The organism is Neorhizobium sp. IRS_2294 (assembly GCF_050500145.1).
Classification (GTDB): domain Bacteria; phylum Pseudomonadota; class Alphaproteobacteria; order Rhizobiales; family Rhizobiaceae; genus Neorhizobium; species Neorhizobium soli.
Window position 1 is genome coordinate 2,302,282 of the sequence record NZ_CP191439.1, and the last position, 16,637, is coordinate 2,318,918.

20 protein-coding genes are annotated in these 16,637 nt (G+C 60.5%); 13 read left to right on the forward strand and 7 right to left on the reverse strand.

Annotation, left to right across the window (positions count from 1 at the left end):
• Positions 1-88: 88 nt before the first annotated feature.
• Positions 89-1,291 carry a pyridoxal phosphate-dependent aminotransferase gene (locus tag ACQY1K_RS11085; RefSeq protein ID WP_430257363.1) on the reverse strand — a complete coding sequence of 401 codons (1,203 nt, stop codon included), beginning with the start codon at positions 1,289-1,291 and terminating at the stop codon, positions 89-91.
• Between the two features lie 220 nt (positions 1,292-1,511).
• On the opposite strand from ACQY1K_RS11085, the gene ACQY1K_RS11090 reads away from it, so the two are divergent.
• Both ACQY1K_RS11090 and ACQY1K_RS11095 read left to right on the forward strand, forming a co-directional pair.
• Positions 1,512-2,453: an EAL domain-containing protein gene (locus ACQY1K_RS11090; protein WP_430257364.1), complete on the forward strand. Its 942-nt coding sequence runs from the start codon at positions 1,512-1,514 to the stop codon at positions 2,451-2,453.
• 478 nt (positions 2,454-2,931) lie between these two features.
• Positions 2,932-3,147 carry a cold-shock protein gene (locus tag ACQY1K_RS11095; protein WP_006725577.1) on the forward strand — a complete coding sequence of 72 codons (216 nt, stop codon included), beginning with the start codon at positions 2,932-2,934 and terminating at the stop codon, positions 3,145-3,147.
• Positions 3,148-3,225: 78 nt separating this feature from the next.
• Here ACQY1K_RS11095 and ACQY1K_RS11100 read toward each other — a convergent pair whose 3' ends face one another.
• Both ACQY1K_RS11100 and ACQY1K_RS11105 read right to left on the reverse strand, forming a co-directional pair.
• On the reverse strand, positions 3,226-3,873 hold the full coding sequence (locus ACQY1K_RS11100; RefSeq protein WP_430257365.1) for an MBL fold metallo-hydrolase: 648 nt from the start codon (positions 3,871-3,873) through the stop codon (positions 3,226-3,228).
• Between the two features lie 68 nt (positions 3,874-3,941).
• Complete coding sequence (locus tag ACQY1K_RS11105; protein WP_062455833.1) at positions 3,942-4,136, reverse strand: hypothetical protein; 195 nt, start codon at positions 4,134-4,136, stop codon at positions 3,942-3,944.
• 264 nt (positions 4,137-4,400) lie between these two features.
• Between ACQY1K_RS11105 and ACQY1K_RS11110 the strand changes: the two genes are divergently transcribed.
• From ACQY1K_RS11110 to ACQY1K_RS11120, 3 genes are read left to right on the forward strand one after another with little or no spacing between them, the layout of a single operon-like run.
• Positions 4,401-4,877 (forward strand): MarR family winged helix-turn-helix transcriptional regulator, encoded by a 477-nt coding sequence (locus tag ACQY1K_RS11110; RefSeq protein WP_430258984.1) that lies wholly within the window; start codon positions 4,401-4,403, stop codon positions 4,875-4,877.
• Positions 4,878-4,890: 13 nt separating this feature from the next.
• Entirely contained in the window at positions 4,891-5,589 is a 699-nt protein-coding gene (locus tag ACQY1K_RS11115; RefSeq protein WP_062455827.1) for a response regulator, read from the forward strand.
• Between the two features lie 39 nt (positions 5,590-5,628).
• On the forward strand, positions 5,629-7,008 hold the full coding sequence (locus tag ACQY1K_RS11120) for an ATP-binding protein (protein WP_430257366.1): 1,380 nt from the start codon (positions 5,629-5,631) through the stop codon (positions 7,006-7,008).
• 93 nt (positions 7,009-7,101) lie between these two features.
• On the opposite strand, the gene ACQY1K_RS11125 is transcribed toward ACQY1K_RS11120, so the two are convergent.
• From ACQY1K_RS11125 to ACQY1K_RS11140, 4 genes are all read right to left on the reverse strand, one after another.
• Positions 7,102-7,443: a tRNA-binding protein gene (locus ACQY1K_RS11125; protein ID WP_430257367.1), complete on the reverse strand. Its 342-nt coding sequence runs from the start codon at positions 7,441-7,443 to the stop codon at positions 7,102-7,104.
• Between the two features lie 6 nt (positions 7,444-7,449).
• Entirely contained in the window at positions 7,450-8,265 is an 816-nt protein-coding gene (proC, locus tag ACQY1K_RS11130; RefSeq protein ID WP_430257368.1) for a pyrroline-5-carboxylate reductase, read from the reverse strand.
• Entirely contained in the window at positions 8,265-8,765 is a 501-nt protein-coding gene (locus ACQY1K_RS11135) for a YbjN domain-containing protein (protein WP_062455815.1), read from the reverse strand. The genes proC and ACQY1K_RS11135 overlap by 1 nt, the downstream gene beginning before the upstream one ends.
• 538 nt (positions 8,766-9,303) lie before the next feature.
• On the reverse strand, positions 9,304-9,588 hold the full coding sequence (locus ACQY1K_RS11140; RefSeq protein ID WP_062455813.1) for an accessory factor UbiK family protein: 285 nt from the start codon (positions 9,586-9,588) through the stop codon (positions 9,304-9,306).
• A 234-nt stretch (positions 9,589-9,822) separates the two neighbouring features.
• Here ACQY1K_RS11140 and lgt point away from each other — a divergent pair, with 234 nt between their 5' ends.
• The 8 genes from lgt (at position 9,823) to ACQY1K_RS11180 (ending at position 16,621) form a co-directional block, all read left to right on the forward strand.
• A complete protein-coding gene (gene lgt / locus ACQY1K_RS11145; RefSeq protein ID WP_430257369.1) occupies positions 9,823-10,641 on the forward strand; it encodes a prolipoprotein diacylglyceryl transferase in 819 nt (272 codons plus the stop codon).
• Positions 10,642-10,648: 7 nt separating this feature from the next.
• Complete coding sequence (locus tag ACQY1K_RS11150) at positions 10,649-11,764, forward strand: class I SAM-dependent methyltransferase (protein WP_062455810.1); 1,116 nt, start codon at positions 10,649-10,651, stop codon at positions 11,762-11,764.
• 127 nt (positions 11,765-11,891) lie between these two features.
• The gene (gene pgeF / locus ACQY1K_RS11155) at positions 11,892-12,683 is read left to right on the forward strand and encodes a peptidoglycan editing factor PgeF (protein WP_430257370.1); all 792 of its coding nucleotides are present in this window, start codon (positions 11,892-11,894) and stop codon (positions 12,681-12,683) included.
• Between the two features lie 18 nt (positions 12,684-12,701).
• Positions 12,702-13,853 carry a M24 family metallopeptidase gene (locus tag ACQY1K_RS11160; RefSeq protein ID WP_430257371.1) on the forward strand — a complete coding sequence of 384 codons (1,152 nt, stop codon included), beginning with the start codon at positions 12,702-12,704 and terminating at the stop codon, positions 13,851-13,853.
• A gap of 78 nt (positions 13,854-13,931) precedes the next feature.
• Complete coding sequence (locus tag ACQY1K_RS11165) at positions 13,932-14,675, forward strand: hypothetical protein (protein ID WP_430257372.1); 744 nt, start codon at positions 13,932-13,934, stop codon at positions 14,673-14,675.
• 125 nt (positions 14,676-14,800) lie between these two features.
• Positions 14,801-15,733 (forward strand): ribose-phosphate pyrophosphokinase, encoded by a 933-nt coding sequence (locus tag ACQY1K_RS11170; protein ID WP_062455798.1) that lies wholly within the window; start codon positions 14,801-14,803, stop codon positions 15,731-15,733.
• A 116-nt stretch (positions 15,734-15,849) separates the two neighbouring features.
• A complete protein-coding gene (locus ACQY1K_RS11175; protein ID WP_082472021.1) occupies positions 15,850-16,254 on the forward strand; it encodes a Kazal-type serine protease inhibitor family protein in 405 nt (134 codons plus the stop codon).
• A gap of 109 nt (positions 16,255-16,363) precedes the next feature.
• Positions 16,364-16,621, forward strand: a complete 258-nt coding sequence (locus ACQY1K_RS11180) for a hypothetical protein (RefSeq protein ID WP_062455795.1) — start codon at positions 16,364-16,366, stop codon at positions 16,619-16,621.
• Positions 16,622-16,637: the final 16 nt, after the last annotated feature.

The window sequence follows — 16,637 nt, forward strand, 5'->3', positions numbered from 1 at the left end:
CCGCCCCGACCTTCCCTCCACTGGACCACCACTCACGAAAAAGCCCGGCGCTTGGCCGGGCTCTCCCATCAAACTCGTGTCTCGAAACTTACTTGCAGGCTGCGCAGAAGCGCTGGATGCGCTTGCAGGCTTCTTCGAGAATGTCTTCCGACGTCGCGTAGGAAATGCGGAAGTTCGGGCCAAGACCGAAGGCCGATCCGTGAACCACGGCGACACCTTCCGATTCCAGGAGCTCGGACACGAAATCCTCGTCCGTTTCGATGACTTTGCCGGTCGGAGCCGTCTTGCCGATCAGGCCGGCGCAGGACGGATAGACGTAGAATGCGCCTTCAGGCTTCGGGCAAACAATGCCGGACGCCTGGTTGAGCATCGACACGACGAGATCGCGGCGGCCTTCGAAGATCGCCTTGTTCTTGGTCACGAAATCCTGCGGACCATTGAGCGCCTCGACAGCCGCCCACTGCGCGATCGACGATGCGCCCGAGGTCTGCTGGCCCTGGATCATGTCCATCGCCTTGATCAGTTCGATCGGACCGGCCGCATAGCCGATGCGCCAGCCGGTCATCGCATAGGCTTTGGAAACGCCGTTCATCGTCAGCGTCCGGTCGTAGAGCTTCGGCTCCACTTCGACCGGCGTCGCGAACTTGAAGTCGCCGAAGGTCAGGTGCTCGTACATGTCGTCGGTCAGGATCCACACATGCGGATGCTTCAGCAGCACGTCGGTCAGCGACTTAAGTTCATCCGCGCTGTAGGCAGCGCCCGTCGGGTTCGACGGCGAGTTGAAGATGAACCACTTGGTCTTCGGCGTGATCACGCTTTCCAGCTCTTCGGCCGTCAGCTTGAAGTTGTTTTCCTGCTTGGTCGAAATCGTTACCGGCGTGCCGCCGCAGATCGAGACCATTTCCGGGTAGGAAACCCAGTAGGGTGCTGGGATGATCACTTCATCCCCTGCATTCATCGTCGCCATGAAGGCATTGAACAGAACCTGCTTTCCGCCGGTTCCGACGATGGTCTGCTCGACCTTGTAGTCGAGGTTGTTTTCGCGCTTGAACTTGTCGACGATCGCCTTGCGCAGCTCTGGAATACCCGAAACCGGCGTGTACTTGGTTTCACCGCGGTTGATCGCGTCGATCGCCGCCTGCTTGACATTGTCAGGCGTGTCGAAGTCAGGCTCACCGGCACCGAGACCGATAATATCACGACCTTTCGCCTTCAGTTCGCGAGCTTTCTGGGAAACAGCGATTGTCGCTGAAGGCTTTACACGGGAAAGGGCGTCGGCAAGAAAGGCCATGTCGTTTCGGTCCTGGGCTGATTGAACACTACGGCGGGGTGCGCTCATTCGCCGCCGAGCGGCCGCCTCAAGCTGTATGGAGAATGAACCGGCGCCTTTCAAGAAAAAAGCATGAATGAATGCGATCAATGTCGCTGATTAAAACCTTCGGGCGCGTATTTACGACCGCGTAACCCGTCTCGCCTACAATCTGCAAAATTGCGCAGGAGACGGTACGGGTATGGCATCGAGAAGCATTTTCGCCAACCTGGTTCGCGGCGACGACGGGGCATGGTCGACCGCGTACGGGCCTTTCATTCTCAGATCCGCGCTTCAGCCCATTTTCAAAACGTCGAAACCCGGCAATCGGCTGGCCATCGAAGCCTTTGTCGGGCTCGTGCGCGCCTATCGTGGCGAAGAGCCCGTTCCCCCGCACGAATTCTTCAGCCTCGTTGATCCCGCCGAAGTTGCCGATATCGACAGCATGGTCCGGACGATCCATATTCTCAACACCGGCCGGCTCGACAGACGCCAGGCGAAGATCTTCGTCAAGTTCCAGCCGGGTCTGGTGCGCACACCCGAAGACATGCGCCACGAAGTCGAACGCATCAAACTTGCGAGCCACGAAGCCGGACTTGCCGTCAACCGGATCGTCTGCGAAATCCGTCAGACCGCCGAGACCAACGCCGCCGTCATCGCCGACTTCACCAGCCACATGCGCGCCATCGGCTTCCAGGTGGCGATCGATGATTACGGTGCGGGCGAGTCCGATCTGGCGCTTCTCAAGCGGGTGAAGCCTGACTACGTCAAATTCGAACCCGGCTGGGTCCGCGACTTTCTCGACAATCCGGCAGGAGCGGCACTCCTGCGCGTCGTCCTGCAGCAGATGCTGGATGACGGGATCGAGCCGATCATCGAAGGACTGGAGGAAATGTGGCAGGTGGAGGTGTGCGAGGAATTCGGCGCGTCTCTCGTGCAGGGATATGCACTCGCACGGCCTGAACTCGCCCCGACCACGTTCGACAGGACATTCCCGGAACACGGCCTGCCGCGCATCGGCGGCGACCTCGACATGAGCCTCTCGCCTGCATCCGCCATTCGCGTCTCTGCCGCCGCCCCGTTTCCGTCGGCCACCCCTCTCAAGCGGATGAAAACCTTCGGCCGCAGACATCAGGGCAGCTAGCCGTCCGTACTTTCACCGGTTCGCAGTGGAACTTCCCGCAGAGAGTGTAGACGTTGGGAAACGGCTACAAACATGACGCGAACACGCATAGAGCCGATCGGGCGAAGCATCGCCAGCGATCCGTTGCCCATCCAACTTCCTTCGGACCATGCGCAAAGCCCGCATTTGCAGCGCTTTTGGCCAAATGAGGCAGGCTGAAACGGGCCTGCCTTTCAAAAAACTTTTTCTTGCCAATTTTTGATAAACACAGCACTCTGTCCATGTTCGGGCAATTTACGAGCATGGGAAGACCTATAATGACGCGCTCCGAAGGCGCCAAGACTTCGGGCGGGAACTGGGGGCTTGGTTTTATACCTTATCTGCCAGTCGCCGCGGTAAACACAGGGACCCTTTCTTAAAGCTGCCTGCCGCCGCCCGTGAGGGCACACTCTGATGCTGTCCGCCGCTGAACACGGACAGAAGGAAAAGGACCTGCTGCATGGCCGAGACTGGCACTGTGAAATTCTTCAATACGGACAAGGGATTCGGCTTTATCAAACCAGACAACGGTGGCGCCGATATCTTCGTTCATATCTCCGCCGTACAGGCTTCCGGCCTGTCCGGGCTGACTGAAAACCAGAAAGTAAGCTTCGACACGGAACCGGATCGTCGCGGAAAAGGCCCCAAGGCCGTCAATCTGCAGATCTCCGGTTGAGCTTCAAAAGCTCGCTCATTCCAGTTGGAGCCCGGCAGTGATGCCGGGTTTTTTTATGCCCGTGATACCGGTTGCCGGTTACAGGCCCTTCAGGAATGGATTGCTGCGGCGCTCGTCGCCGATCCGGCTTCCCGGTCCGTGACCGCAGAGAAAACCTACCTCGTCTCCCAGCGGCAGAACCTTGGTGCGGATCGAGTCCATCAGCGTCGCGTGATCGCCTCCGGGTAGATCAGTCCGTCCGACCGACCCGGCAAACAGGACGTCACCAAGATGTGCGAAGGCATGGTCTCTGTTGTAGAATATGATGTGACCGGGCGAATGTCCCGGACAATGAAAAACCTCGAACACATGCTCGCCGAACGAGACTGTTTCGCCTTCGTCAAGAAACCGATCAGGCACGACGTTGCGGACGTCGCCGTCGACACCGAACATCTGAGCCTGCTTTTCAAGATTTTTGAGAAGGGGAAGATCGTCGCGGTGGGGTCCGACGACAGGAATGCCGAGCACCTCGCGAAGTTCGTCGGCGCCTCCGGCATGATCGATATGCCCGTGGGTCAGCCAGATCTCGGAAAGGGTAATGCCACTTTTGCGCACGAGGTCCAGAATAACCCCGATGTCACCGCCTGGGTCGACAATGACGCCTGTCTTTGTATCGTCGTCAAAGAAGACGGTACAGTTTTGTTGAAATGGCGTCACCGGAATGACGCTTGCCTGCAATCGACCCATAATGCCTGTCCTGCCCTGAACGTTGTCGTTCTTCATAGCCGGAAGGCTTGCCGATGACAGCCTCAAAATCAGTTGATAGCGGCGGCCAGATACGTGCCTTCGGCAGCAACCGGCGGGGCCAGCGAAACAGTCGCCAGCAGAAATGCCGAGACGACGACTTTAAGCGCAATCACCGTGATGAAGACCGGGCGCAGCGGATGAGCTTCGGCCTTGGTCTGGTTCAGCTCGATCGGCGGCATTGCGGAATAAGTGTGCGCGTTCATTGAATAATCTCCAGTCGTTCGCTGGGAATAATGGCGCTTGGGGATAAAGGTTCCGCCGGACAAGTCGTGCGCGCAAAAGAAAGTGCGTGTTCTCCCTGAAAGCAACACAACCGGTCGAATTTTGACCGCCAGAGCGATTTATCACGGGCGACAGCGCAAAAGGATTACGTTAAACAGCTTCACACGATGAAGACGTAGCGAGCGAAAGGAAACGGCGTGCCGCCTGCAGCGACGGGAAAAGCCGTCAAGAAAGTCCCGCCACAGATGCCCGTGGTCGACGAGGGCCAGATCGATTTCGAAGCGATCGAGCTGTTCTTCTTTGCCTATCGCGACTTCGTGTCCGATCCGGACGCTATCCTGGCGAAGATCGGCATGGGCCGCGCCCACCATCGGGTTGTCTATTTCGTCTGCCGCCAGCCGGGGATGATGGTGACGGATCTTCTCGATCTGTTGCAGATTACCAAGCAGAGCCTCGCCCGCGTCCTGAAGCAGTTGATCGAGACTGGCTATATCCGGCAGATGGCCGGGGCCAAGGATCGCAGACAGCGCCGCCTCTATCCGACGCTTGCCGGCCGTGAACTGGCGCTGGCCCTGTGCGAGCCGCAATCCAAGCGTATCGCACGCGCCATGGAAGACTTCACCCCCGGGATGCGGGAAAGCGTCACCCTTTTCCTTCAACGGATGCGTGGACGTGACCCGAACCTCGTGATTTCTGATATCAACATCAGTCAGGATATCTGACCGGGACAGACAGATGACCAATACACCGCTTTTGGACGACGCCCCTCACCTTCTCGTTGTCGACGACGACACCCGCATCCGCGATCTCCTGAACCGCTATCTGGTGGAGCAGGGTTTCCGCATCACGGTCGCGGGAGATGCCGCCGAAGCGCGGCGCAAGCTGGAAGGACTGCATTTCGACCTCATCATTCTCGACGTTATGATGCCGGGCGAAACGGGCCTGTCGCTCACCCAGTCGCTTTATGAAAAGAAGACCACCCCGGTCATCCTCCTGACGGCACGGGTCGAGGCAGAATCGCGCATCGCCGGTCTCGAGGCAGGTGCCGACGATTACCTGTCCAAACCCTTCGATCCGCGCGAACTGGTCCTGCGCATCAACAACATCCTGCGCCGCAGCAGCTCGGCCGATGCACCCAAGATCGAGCAGATCATGTTTGGTCCGTTCACCTTCTCGATCCCGCGCAAGGAACTGCGCAAGGCTGCCGAGACGATCCGCCTGACCGACCGCGAACAGGAAATCATGATGCTGTTTGCCTTGCGCGCCGGCGAAACGATCCCCCGCCACGAACTGATCGGGGACGATACGGATGTCGGCGAGCGCACAATCGACGTGCAGATCAACCGGCTGCGTCGTAAGATCGAAGAAGACCCCGCCAACCCGGTCTATCTCCAGACCGTGCGTGGCATCGGGTACAGGCTGAGTATCGACTGATGCACAAGAGACCGACGACAGGACGATAACGGGCGGCGAATGGCAATTTTCAACACGCTGAAGCGAGAGACCAGCCGGTTGACCCTCCCCGGTTGGCGTCCGTTCACGCGCTGGCTGCGTCGCTGGCTGCCGACGGGCCTCTACACCCGTTCGCTGCTAATCGTCATTCTCCCCATGCTCCTGCTGCAGACAGTCGTCGCCGCGGTGTTCATGGAACGCCACTGGCGCATGGTCACGGAGCGCCTGTCTGAAGGCACCGTTCGCGACATCGCCGCCATTATCGAGATCATCCGCAGTTATCCGCAGGACAGCAACTACAACGAAGTCAGCCGCATCGCCGACAGCTCTCTCGGCCTGACGATTGCAATCGAGGAGAACGGCCAGCTCCCGCCGCCCCGCCAGCGCCCCTTCTTCGCGATCCTCGACAACATCCTTGCCGAACAGTTGAGCAGTCAGATCCGCATGCCGTTCTGGATCGATACGGTAGGCGACAGTCGGCTCGTCGAGATCCGCGTAAAAATGGACGAACGGGTGCTGCGGGTGTTTGCCAGACGCGGCTCTACCTACGCGTCCAACACCCACATCTTCCTGATCTGGATGATCGGCACCGCCTTCGTGCTGGTGGTGATTTCGATCCTGTTCCTGCGCGGCCAGATCCGCCCGATCCTGAGACTTGCCCAGGCGGCAGAAAGTTTCGGCAAGGGACAAAAGACCGAAGGCTTTTCGCCGCGCGGCGCAGACGAGGTAAGGCGCGCGGGCCTTGCCTTCATCCAGATGCGCGAACGGCTCGAACGGCAGATGGAGCAGCGCACCGCGATGCTGGCCGGCATCAGCCACGACCTGCGCACCATCCTCACCCGATTCAAGCTGCAGCTGGCACTTGCCGGCAACAAGCCTGAGCTCGCCGGCATGGAACAGGATGTCGAAGACATGCAGTCTATGCTGGAGGGCTATCTGGCATTTGCCAAGGGCGAGGCCGAGGAGGACTTCGGTACGCTGTATCTGAGCGAGCTTCTAGAGAAATTCCGCGTAAGTTTCAGCCTGCACGGGCAGATCCTCACCTACCACATCGAGGGCGACGACGAGATCGCCGTCAGGCCGAACGCCTTCAACCGCCTGCTTGGAAACCTCGTCTCAAACAGCCAGCGCTATGCCGACAACCTGCATATCGATGCGCGCCACAGCGCCAAATGGCTGACATTGACCCTCGATGACGACGGCCCGGGCGTTCCTGCGCAATCCCGCGAGGACGTGTTCAAGCCATTCCACAGGCTCGACGAGGCCCGCAATCTCGATGCATCCGGAACCGGCCTCGGCCTCGCGATCGCCCGCGACATCGCCCGCTCGCATGGCGGCAATGTCACGCTGGACGACAGTCCGAGCGGTGGCTTGAGGGCAATCGTTCGCGTTCCGGCCTGAGCGAAGGCCCGGCAGTCAAAGAGCTCACGTGAGAGTTGGGGAGACTGTTGGCGAAACGGCTAAGGTGTCCGGTGAGGACGCCCTCGCGCCTGATCACATCATCTTCTTGCCGTTTGGAACGCCCTGCTCGACGGCAGCCAGAACGATCGCGCCGTTCTCGTCTTCAAAGCCAAGCGTCAGCACTTCGGAACGGACCGGCCCGATCTGGCGCGGCGGAAAATTGACGACGCCCAGCACCTGGCGTCCGAGCAGCGTTTCAGGCGTATAGTGGACGGTAATCTGCGCCGACGATTTCTTGACGCCGATCTTAGGCCCGAAATCGATCTTCAGCTTGAAGGCCGGCTTGCGGGCTTCCGGAAACGGCTCGACCTCGACGATCGTGCCAACCCGGATATCGACCTTCTCGAAGTCGGCAAAGCTTATCTCGTCAGACATGGCTGCTCAGCGTCCCAGTTCTTCCGCGCGGCTCCGCGCTGCCTCGATTGCCTTGTCGAACAGCGGCTGCATCCCATCGTCTGCCATTAGCACGGAGAGGGCAGCAGCCGTGGTGCCGCCCGGAGACGTCACGTTCTGGCGAAGCCGCGAGGCATCCTCCGTCGATTGATGCAGAAGTTCTCCCGCACCCGACACGGTTTCGCGCGCAAGCCGCATCGCAAGATCGGCAGGAAGACCGGCTTTGCGCCCGGCCTCCGCCATGCATTCGACCAGATAGAAGACATAGGCCGGGCCACTGCCGGAAACGGCGGTGACGGCATCGATATCCGCCTCGCTCGAAACCCATTCCACCGGACCGCTGACCTTTAAAAGCGCATGCACCGCATCGCGCTGGGCGGCCGACACCTTGTCGTTGGCATAGGCACCGGTCACGCCGCGGCCGATCATGGCCGGCGTGTTCGGCATGGCGCGCACCATTGCACCGTCCCCGAGATGGCTCTGCATGGCGGACAGTGTCTTGCCGGCTGCGACCGAGACGACGACTGTCGAAGCGCCGACCACAGGCTTCAGCGGCGGCAGAACGGCATCCATCAGCTGCGGCTTGACCGCGAGAAACAGGATATCTGCCGACGCACCGTCTGGAAGTGCCGTAACATGCGTCGCGCCGGCGTCGGACATCATCGCTCTCATCGCCTCGGACGGCGATGGGTCAACGACGGTGACGGAAGCGCCGGGAACGCCGTTCTTCAACCAGCCGGAAAGCATGGCGCCGCCCATATTGCCGGCACCGACGAGAACGATCGAACCCAGCTGCAACGCCATCAAGCCTCGCCGACCGTCTCGAACAGAACGCAATCCATGGCAGCCTTCGCTTCCATGCCGGACCAGACGACGAACTGGAACGCCTGATAATAGGCCTCGCAGGCATCAAGCGCGCTGGAAAACAGAACCTCGACCTGCTGGTTCGTGGGTTCGGCACCGCCGGCCAGCAGAAGCGACTGGCGGAAAATCACCACGTCTTCCTGACGCCACAGGTCGAAATGCCCCATCAGCGTCTGACCATTCACGTAGGACAGAAGCCGGATGACCTCGTTCACACGGATATCGGGGATCTTCAGATCGAAGGCGCAGGCGAGATGCAGCGCCTCGAACTCCTCCATCCAGGAGAAGGATACGTGGTAGTCCGTCCACCGACCCTCCACGGTCATGGCGATCTCGTCTTCGCCGGACCGTTCGAATGTCCAATCGTTGGAAGCTGCGACGAACTCGATCATGTCCACCGGGTTCGACTGACGCTCAACGTTTAATTCCATGAGGCTCATGCGGCACCTTTTTGACCGGAATGAATGCGAATTCGAGCGGAACGCGCCAACACTTAACCGGAACTAAATTTCGATGATCGCTCGTCGCCGCCAGAATAACTGAGTTACCCTGTCTGGAGCTTACCTTCAGCCTCGTCGTTAACCTATCGGTCACCACCGGAAGCTCACCGGCTCGTTTCGAATCATCGTGTAAAATCAGTGTAGCTAGACGGAGTCCGGCTGCCATCCCCTGAATGCCGATTTCCGTGGATTGAACCCCGAAACCGGTTCGCGCATGAGATCAGAACGGATGGTTAAATGACTCTGGACGCTGGCTTTTTTAAGAGTGTCCACAGGGCTTAATTTTTTGTAAATTCATGGGGATTTGGCGAGGCGAAACAGACGCCTGACTGTGCCGATTAGAGGCGATGACGCTCAATTGCGAATAGGCTGGGAAAGATCGCCGCGCAGGCTTTTGGCGCTGGACTTTGACGGCGATCTCAAACGGGGATTGCGAATCCCCTGAGGGGCCACAGTTTATGGCCGGATCTGAAGTGGCTTACTGACCTGACTGGCCCTGGTCGTGGCTCTGGCTCTGGCCGAATTTTGCCTCCAGCGCATCGAGACGGGCCTTTAGCGCAACATTCTCGTCGCGGGCGCGGGCAGCCATCTCGCGAACGGCTTCGAATTCCTCCCGCTTGACCAGATCCATGTTGTTAAGGAACCGTTCCGCCTGGGCATGGAAAGCCGTCTCCACTTCCTTGCGCACACCCTGTGCAGCGCCGGCAGCGTCCGTCATCAGCCGTGCGAAATCGTCGAATATGCGGTTCGTTCCGGTCGACATAAGGTTCCGTCTCCTTGCCATCGGCAGCGATATCGGCCCGATATCGGCCTGTGTTTGTCCTATCGGATCTGAAGTAGGGCTTGGGTCGCCGCGTTGCAAGCGTCATCCACTGTTGCGCGCGTCTCAGAATGAGATTCATCTTGACCGGCGATGTCCCCAAGTCCATCTTTTCATACGACTGTGAGTAAGCGAGACACCTGTAATTTGTACGAAGCGCTTCATTTTTTTGCTCTCATGCCATTTCCCGAGATAAATCCGGTCGCGTTCTCCTTGGGGCCGCTTGCGGTACACTGGTATGGCCTTGCCTATGTTGCCGGTATCATGCTGGGCTGGCTTTACGCCCGCAAGCTGACCGCAAACGCGTCACTGTGGCCCAACGGTCAGGCCCCGATGACCGCGGTCCATCTCGACGACTTCCTCGTCTGGATCGCAGCAGGCGTCGTCCTTGGCGGCCGCATCGGCTACATCCTGTTTTACGATCTAGGCCCGATCCTGGAAAACCCGATCCGCGCGATCGAGATCTGGAACGGCGGCATGTCCTTCCACGGCGGTTTCCTCGGCGCGACGATCGCGATGATCGTGTTTGCCCGCCGCCATGCCATTCCCGTCTGGAGCATGTTCGACATCGTCGCCGCCGTCGTGCCGTTCGGCCTGCTGTTCGGCCGCATTGCGAACTTCGTCAACGGCGAACTCTGGGGACGGTTGAGCGATGCACCATGGGGTGTCGTCTTCCCGACCGGTGGCCCGTTCGCCCGCCATCCGAGCCAACTCTATGAAGCAGGCCTGGAAGGCATCATCCTGCTTCTGGTGCTGGCACTCCTGATCTATCGTTTCAAGGCCCTTCGTGTACCCGGCACCATCTGCGGCGCGTTCGTCCTCGGCTACGGGCTCTGCCGAATTTTTGTCGAGTTCTTCCGCGAACCGGATGTGCAGCTCGGCTATTTGCTCGGCACCAATTGGCTAACGATGGGCATGGTGCTATCACTACCGATGGTTGCTGTTGGCATCTGGGCGATCACGCGGGCTCGCGTCGCCTCCGCGGCGAAAGTGTGAGGCACCCGTGAACAGCCCAGAAGTAACCACGCCCCTTGCCGAAAAGATCAAGACGCTGATCCGCGCCAGCGGACCGATCAGCGTCACCGACTATTTCGCGCTCTGCCTTGCCGATCCGGAATTCGGCTACTACCGCACCCGCGAACCTTTCGGCCGACATGGCGATTTCGTCACCGCGCCGGAGATCAGCCAGCTGTTCGGCGAAATGGTCGGCATTTTCATGGTCCACGCCTGGCAGCGCCAGGGTAGCCCGGGCGATGTGCGCCTGGTCGAGATCGGTCCCGGCCGCGGCACGATGATGTCCGACATGCTGCGCGTCATCCAGCGCATCGCACCATCCCTGATGGACGGCCTGCGTGTCCATCTGGTGGAAACCAGCGAACGCCTTCGCGGCGTTCAGCGCGTGACGCTCGAGGCCTATTCGACCAAGATTTCCTGGCACGACAGTTTCGAAGACGTGCCGGAAGGGTTCACCCTGATCGCCGCCAACGAACTGTTCGACGCAATCCCGATCCGCCAGTTCGTGCGGACCCCGACCGGTTTTCGCGAAAGGCTGGTGGGCCTTGGCCCGGAGGACGAGCTGTCCTTCGTCGCCGGCATCGCCACGCTCGATCCGGTCCTCCTGCCGGCCCCCGTCGCTTCCATCCCGGAAGGCACGATCTTCGAATTCGCCCCTGCCCGCCAGGCCGTCATGCAGACGCTCTGCGAAAGGCTAAGGCATTTCGGCGGCAGTGCGCTCGTCATCGACTACGGCCATATGGTCACCAGTTTCGGCGATACTCTGCAGGCCGTAAAGAACCACGACTATGACCCGCCGCTTGCCAGCCCCGGCGAGGCAGATCTGACCAGCCATGTCGATTTCGAAGATCTCGCCAAGGTCGCCTTGGCGTCCGGCATTCATCTGAACGGCGGCCTCCATCAGGGCGAATTCCTCTATGGCCTCGGCCTTGCCGAACGGGCTTCAGCCCTTGCGCGCGACAAGGAACCGTCCGAACAGCGGCTGATAGCAGCTGCCGTCGATCGTCTTGCCGGCGAAGGTGCGGGCAAGATGGGCGAGCTCTTCAAGGTCATCGCCGTCTCGGGCTCCGCGGTCAACCTGATGCCTTTTCGCCCGGTTGATTGAGAGAGGACCGCTCGGAGCGGATTGACATGCGCTATCGGCTTGCGCCAATCTCCCGCGCAATCGAAGCAGCGAGTGCCTTCTGAGGCATCATGCAAAAATCAACAAAATCAGCAGGGTGGATAAGCCGATGCCGGAGAACGCCTCGCCGACGCCGATCGAAAGCGCCCTATTGAACGCGACAGCCGGCGCCAAGATCCGCCACGGCTTCTTCACGCGAAAGGGCGGCGTGTCGGACGGAATCTACGCCGGTCTCAATGTCGGTGTCGGGTCGAAAGACGATCAGACGCTCGTTCTGGAAAACCGCCGGCGGGTTGCGGCCTGGTTCGATCTGCCGCTCGAAAAGCTCGCAACCGTCCATCAGGTCCATTCGCCCGATGTGGTCGTGGTCGATGCCTCCTATTCAGGCGAGCGCCCGCAGGTCGATGCGATGGTCGCGGCCACGCCCGGCGTCGTGATCGGCGTCCTGTCTGCCGATTGCGGCCCCATCCTGTTTGCCGATGGCGACAATGGCGTGATCGGCGCGGCCCACGCCGGCTGGAAGGGCGCGCTCACAGGCGTGCTCGAAAACACGATCGACGCGATGGTGTCGCTCGGCGCCGTCAGGGAAAAGATCGTTGCCGTTCTCGGCCCGTCGATCGGGCCTGACAGCTACGAGGTCGGCCCGGAATTCGTGGAACGCTTCCTCGGCGTGAACCCCGAATACGCAGCCTTCTTCACGCCGTCTCCAAAGCCGCAGCATTCGATGTTCGATCTGCCGGCACTCACCATGTCGCGGCTGAAGGCGGCAGGCGTCACCGCTGAGAACCTCGGCCTCGACACCTACCCGGATCGGGAACGCTTCTTTTCCTATCGCCGCACGACGCATGACCAAGAGCCGGATTACGGCCGCCAGATTTCAGCCATCGCGCTTCAGCAATAAAAGTTCGGGAGGACTACCATGGCTCTGCACTTCGACAGATCGGAATATGCCGATCGTCTCGCCCGCCTGACGACGAAGATGGCCGAGGAAAAGCTCGATGCCATCCTGCTGTTTGCGCAGGAAAGCATGTACTGGCTGACCGGCTACGACACGTTCGGCTATTGCTTCTTCCAGACGCTGGTCGTGAAGGCCGATGGCTCGATGACGCTGCTCACGCGCTCTGCCGACCTTCGCCAGGCCCGCCAGACCTCGATTATCGAAAACATCGTCGTCTGGGTCGACCGGGTGAATGCCGATCCGACGCTGGATCTCAAGAACCTCTTGAGCGAACTCGATCTTCTCGGCGCAAAGATCGGCGTCGAATACGACACGCATGGCATGACCGGCCGCATCGCGCGCCTGCTCGACAACCAGCTCACCAATTTCGGTCAGCTCAGTGACGCATCCTATCTGGTCAGCCGGCTGCGCCTCGTCAAAAGCGCGGCCGAGATCGCTCATGTGCAACGCGCCGCCGAACTGGCCGATGATGCGCTCGACGCCGCTCTGCCGCTGATCAAGGCCGGCGGCGACGAGGCCGATATCCTTGCGGCGATGCAGGGTGCCGTATTTTCCGGCGGCGGCGATTACCCCGCCAACGAATTCATCATCGGTTCCGGCGAGGATGCGCTTCTGTGCCGTTACAAGGCCGGTCGCCGCAAGCTCGATGCCACCGACCAGCTGACGCTCGAATGGGCCGGCACCGCCGCCCACTATCACGTCGCGATGATGCGCACCGCGCTCGTCGGTGATCCCTCGCCGCGCCACAAGGAACTCTACAAGGCCTGCCTTGAGACGATCCGGGCGATCGAGGAGGTTCTGTCTCCAGGTCATACATTCGGAGACGTGTTCGATACCCATGCCAGGATCCTCGACGAACGCGGCCTCTCCCGTCACCGGCTGAACGCATGCGGCTACTCGTTGGGCGCCCGCTTCTCGCCGTCGTGGATGGAGCACCAGATGTTCCACTTCGGCAATCCGCAGGAGATCTTGCCCGGCATGACGCTGTTCGTGCACATGATCATCATGGACAGCGACAGCGGCGCGGCCATGACGCTCGGCCAGACCTATCTGACGACGGAAGGCGCCCCCCGGCCGCTTTCACGCCATGGTCTCGACCTTATCCAGGGCTGAGAAGCCCGCGATCATTGACAGGCCGGAAAATCCGACCTTAGCTTGTCGCGGGATGGGAACCGGCAAAGGGGCGAACGCATGCGGCTTATCGGAAAACTGCTTTCCGCCTGCATCGTTGCTCTGTCCGTCTCCGGCTGCAACACCAGCGAAGCGCTGACGCCGCGCGCCGAAATCGGCGGCGGCAATCGCGCATCGACACCGGTTACCCAGGCCGATACGGAGCGCATGGCCCGTTCCCCAAGGCCCGAGACCTACCAGAACCAAACCTACAGAAACGACACCTACCAGCCGCGCCCGCAAAATACGCTGGAGGCGCAGGCCCAGGCGATGCAGTCTGGCAACCAGACCTCGCCCGCCTCTTCAGGCCCACCGCCCGACTGGCAGGGCCAAAGCCAGGCTGAAGCCCAGTCTACCGCTGCAGCGCCCCAGCAGGAGGCTTCCCTGCCCGCCGCCGCAGGCAACACCATCCGCTTCCTGCCGATCATCGGTGCCCCTGTCCAGGCCGTAACGCCGCTGTCGCGACGGCTTGGCGCCGAGGCGCGCGCCGCCGGGCTGACGATCCGTCCCTCCAGCGATACGGGTACCGAGCAGATCCTCAAGGGCTATTTCTCGGCCTTCAGCGATGGCGAAAAGATCACCATCGTCTACGTCTGGGATGTTCTCGACAATACCGGCTCCAGACTTCACCGCATGCAGGGGCAGGAAAATGTGCCCGGCAGCGGCCAGGATCCATGGGCCGCAGTGCCCTCCTCAACCATGGAACTCATCGCCGCAAAGACGATCCAGGACTATATGAGCTGGCGGCAATCGCATGGCGGTTAGGTAACCATGATGTGACACGGTCACTGTTTCTTCGCAAAAAACGGTGGCCTGAGGGAAAACGCTATTGCATTCGAAGGTGGCGCCGGTAAAAGGCCGCCATCCAGCTTCAATACAGGCGGACCGCAATGAAGGTTTTCGCAGGCAATTCGAACCGGCATCTGGCCGACGCGATCTGCAGCTATCTTAATGTACCAGTCGGAAAAGCCTCGGTAAGGCGATTTGCAGACCAGGAAATCTTCGTTGAAATACAGGAGAATGTCCGTGGGGAAGACGTGTTCGTCATCCAGTCCACGTCGTTTCCGACCAACGATCACCTGATGGAACTGCTGATCATGATCGATGCGTTCCGGCGGTCTTCCGCCAAGCGCATCACGGCTGTGCTTCCCTATTTCGGCTATGCCCGTCAGGACCGCAAGGCCGGGCCGCGCACGCCGATCTCGGCCAAGCTCGTCGCCAACCTCATCACCGAGGCCGGCGCCAACCGTGTCATGACGCTCGATCTGCACGCAGACCAGATCCAGGGCTTCTTCGATATCCCGACCGACAACCTCTACGCCGTGCCGATTCTGGCGCGCGACGTGAAGGAACACTACGACCTCAACAACGTCATGGTGGTCTCGCCAGATGTCGGCGGTGTGGTTCGCGCCCGAGCGCTTGCCAAGCGCCTGGGCTGCCAGCTCGCCATCGTCGACAAGCGGCGTGAACGCGCAGGCGAGTCGGAAGTCATGAACGTCATCGGTGACGTGACCGGCAAGGACTGTCTGCTGATCGACGATATCGTCGATTCCGGCGGCACACTCTGCAACGCGGCCGAAGCGCTCTTGAAGAATGGCGCCACCAGCGTGACCGCCTACATCACCCACGGCGTGCTGTCGGGCGGTGCCGTTGCCCGCATCGCGGCGTCCAAGCTCAAGGAACTGGTGATCACGGATTCGATCCAGCCGACGACATCCGTTCAGTCGGCGCACAATATCCGCGTCATCACCACGGCAAACCTTCTCGGCGAGGCGATCAACCGTACCGCCATGGAAGAGTCCGTCTCGAGCCTGTTCGACTAGGATTGACGCATGACCGTGGGACGGGCTCGGCAGCAAAAATGCTGCGGCCCCTGTCCCACGGCTATGTAAGTCTGATAGAGGTCTGCCATCCATCTGCAGAGGGAGGACCTATCGCGATGTCGATCCTACGAAACAAGCCGAAATGGCTTGCACTTTTCATCCTGGCTCCAATGCTTTCCGCCTGCGTCGACGCAGGTCCGGGCCCCGGCTATCCGCCGGAACGTCCCGCCCCCGGCTGGAGCCGGCCCGATCGCCCCGATCCCCGTCCAGATTGGGATCGCCCATCCAGACCCGATCGCCCGGATCGTCCATCAAGGCCTGACCGCCCGGATTGGGATCGCCCCTCGAGGCCGGATCGTCCCGGCAGACCTGATCGTCCTGAAAATGGCGGCGGCATGTGCACCCGCGAATATCGCCCGGTCTGCGGCCAGCGTGGCGGTCGGCTCCAGACATTCCCGAATGCCTGCGAAGCCCGCAATGCCGGCTTCGGCGCGGTCTCTCCGGGCGAATGCCGCCGCTGATCGCGACGCGAGTTGAACGCCAAGAATATAAACGCCGGGATTTCCATCCCGGCGTTTTGCATTCGCGGCGTCTGTTGACTATGTAGGCGCGGTACCCAAGGAGTTCCGCATGGCCGCCCGCGACCGCTATTCCCGAAAACTCGAATGCTCGCAGTGCGGACATGCCGGTTATGCCGAAGTCTCCGAGTCCGACGACAAGCGCGCCAGCAATCGCGATTTTCGCATCGACGAACTCCCGAAAGGTTTTCAGACCGAGTTCGCCTCGAAAGATCCGCGCAAATACATGCTGCGCTGTAGCGACTGCGGCCACAAATTCCGGTTCGAGCAGAAAACGGCCTACGCCCCCGGCGGCGAACCCCGACGCTAGGTCAAACGTTTCTACG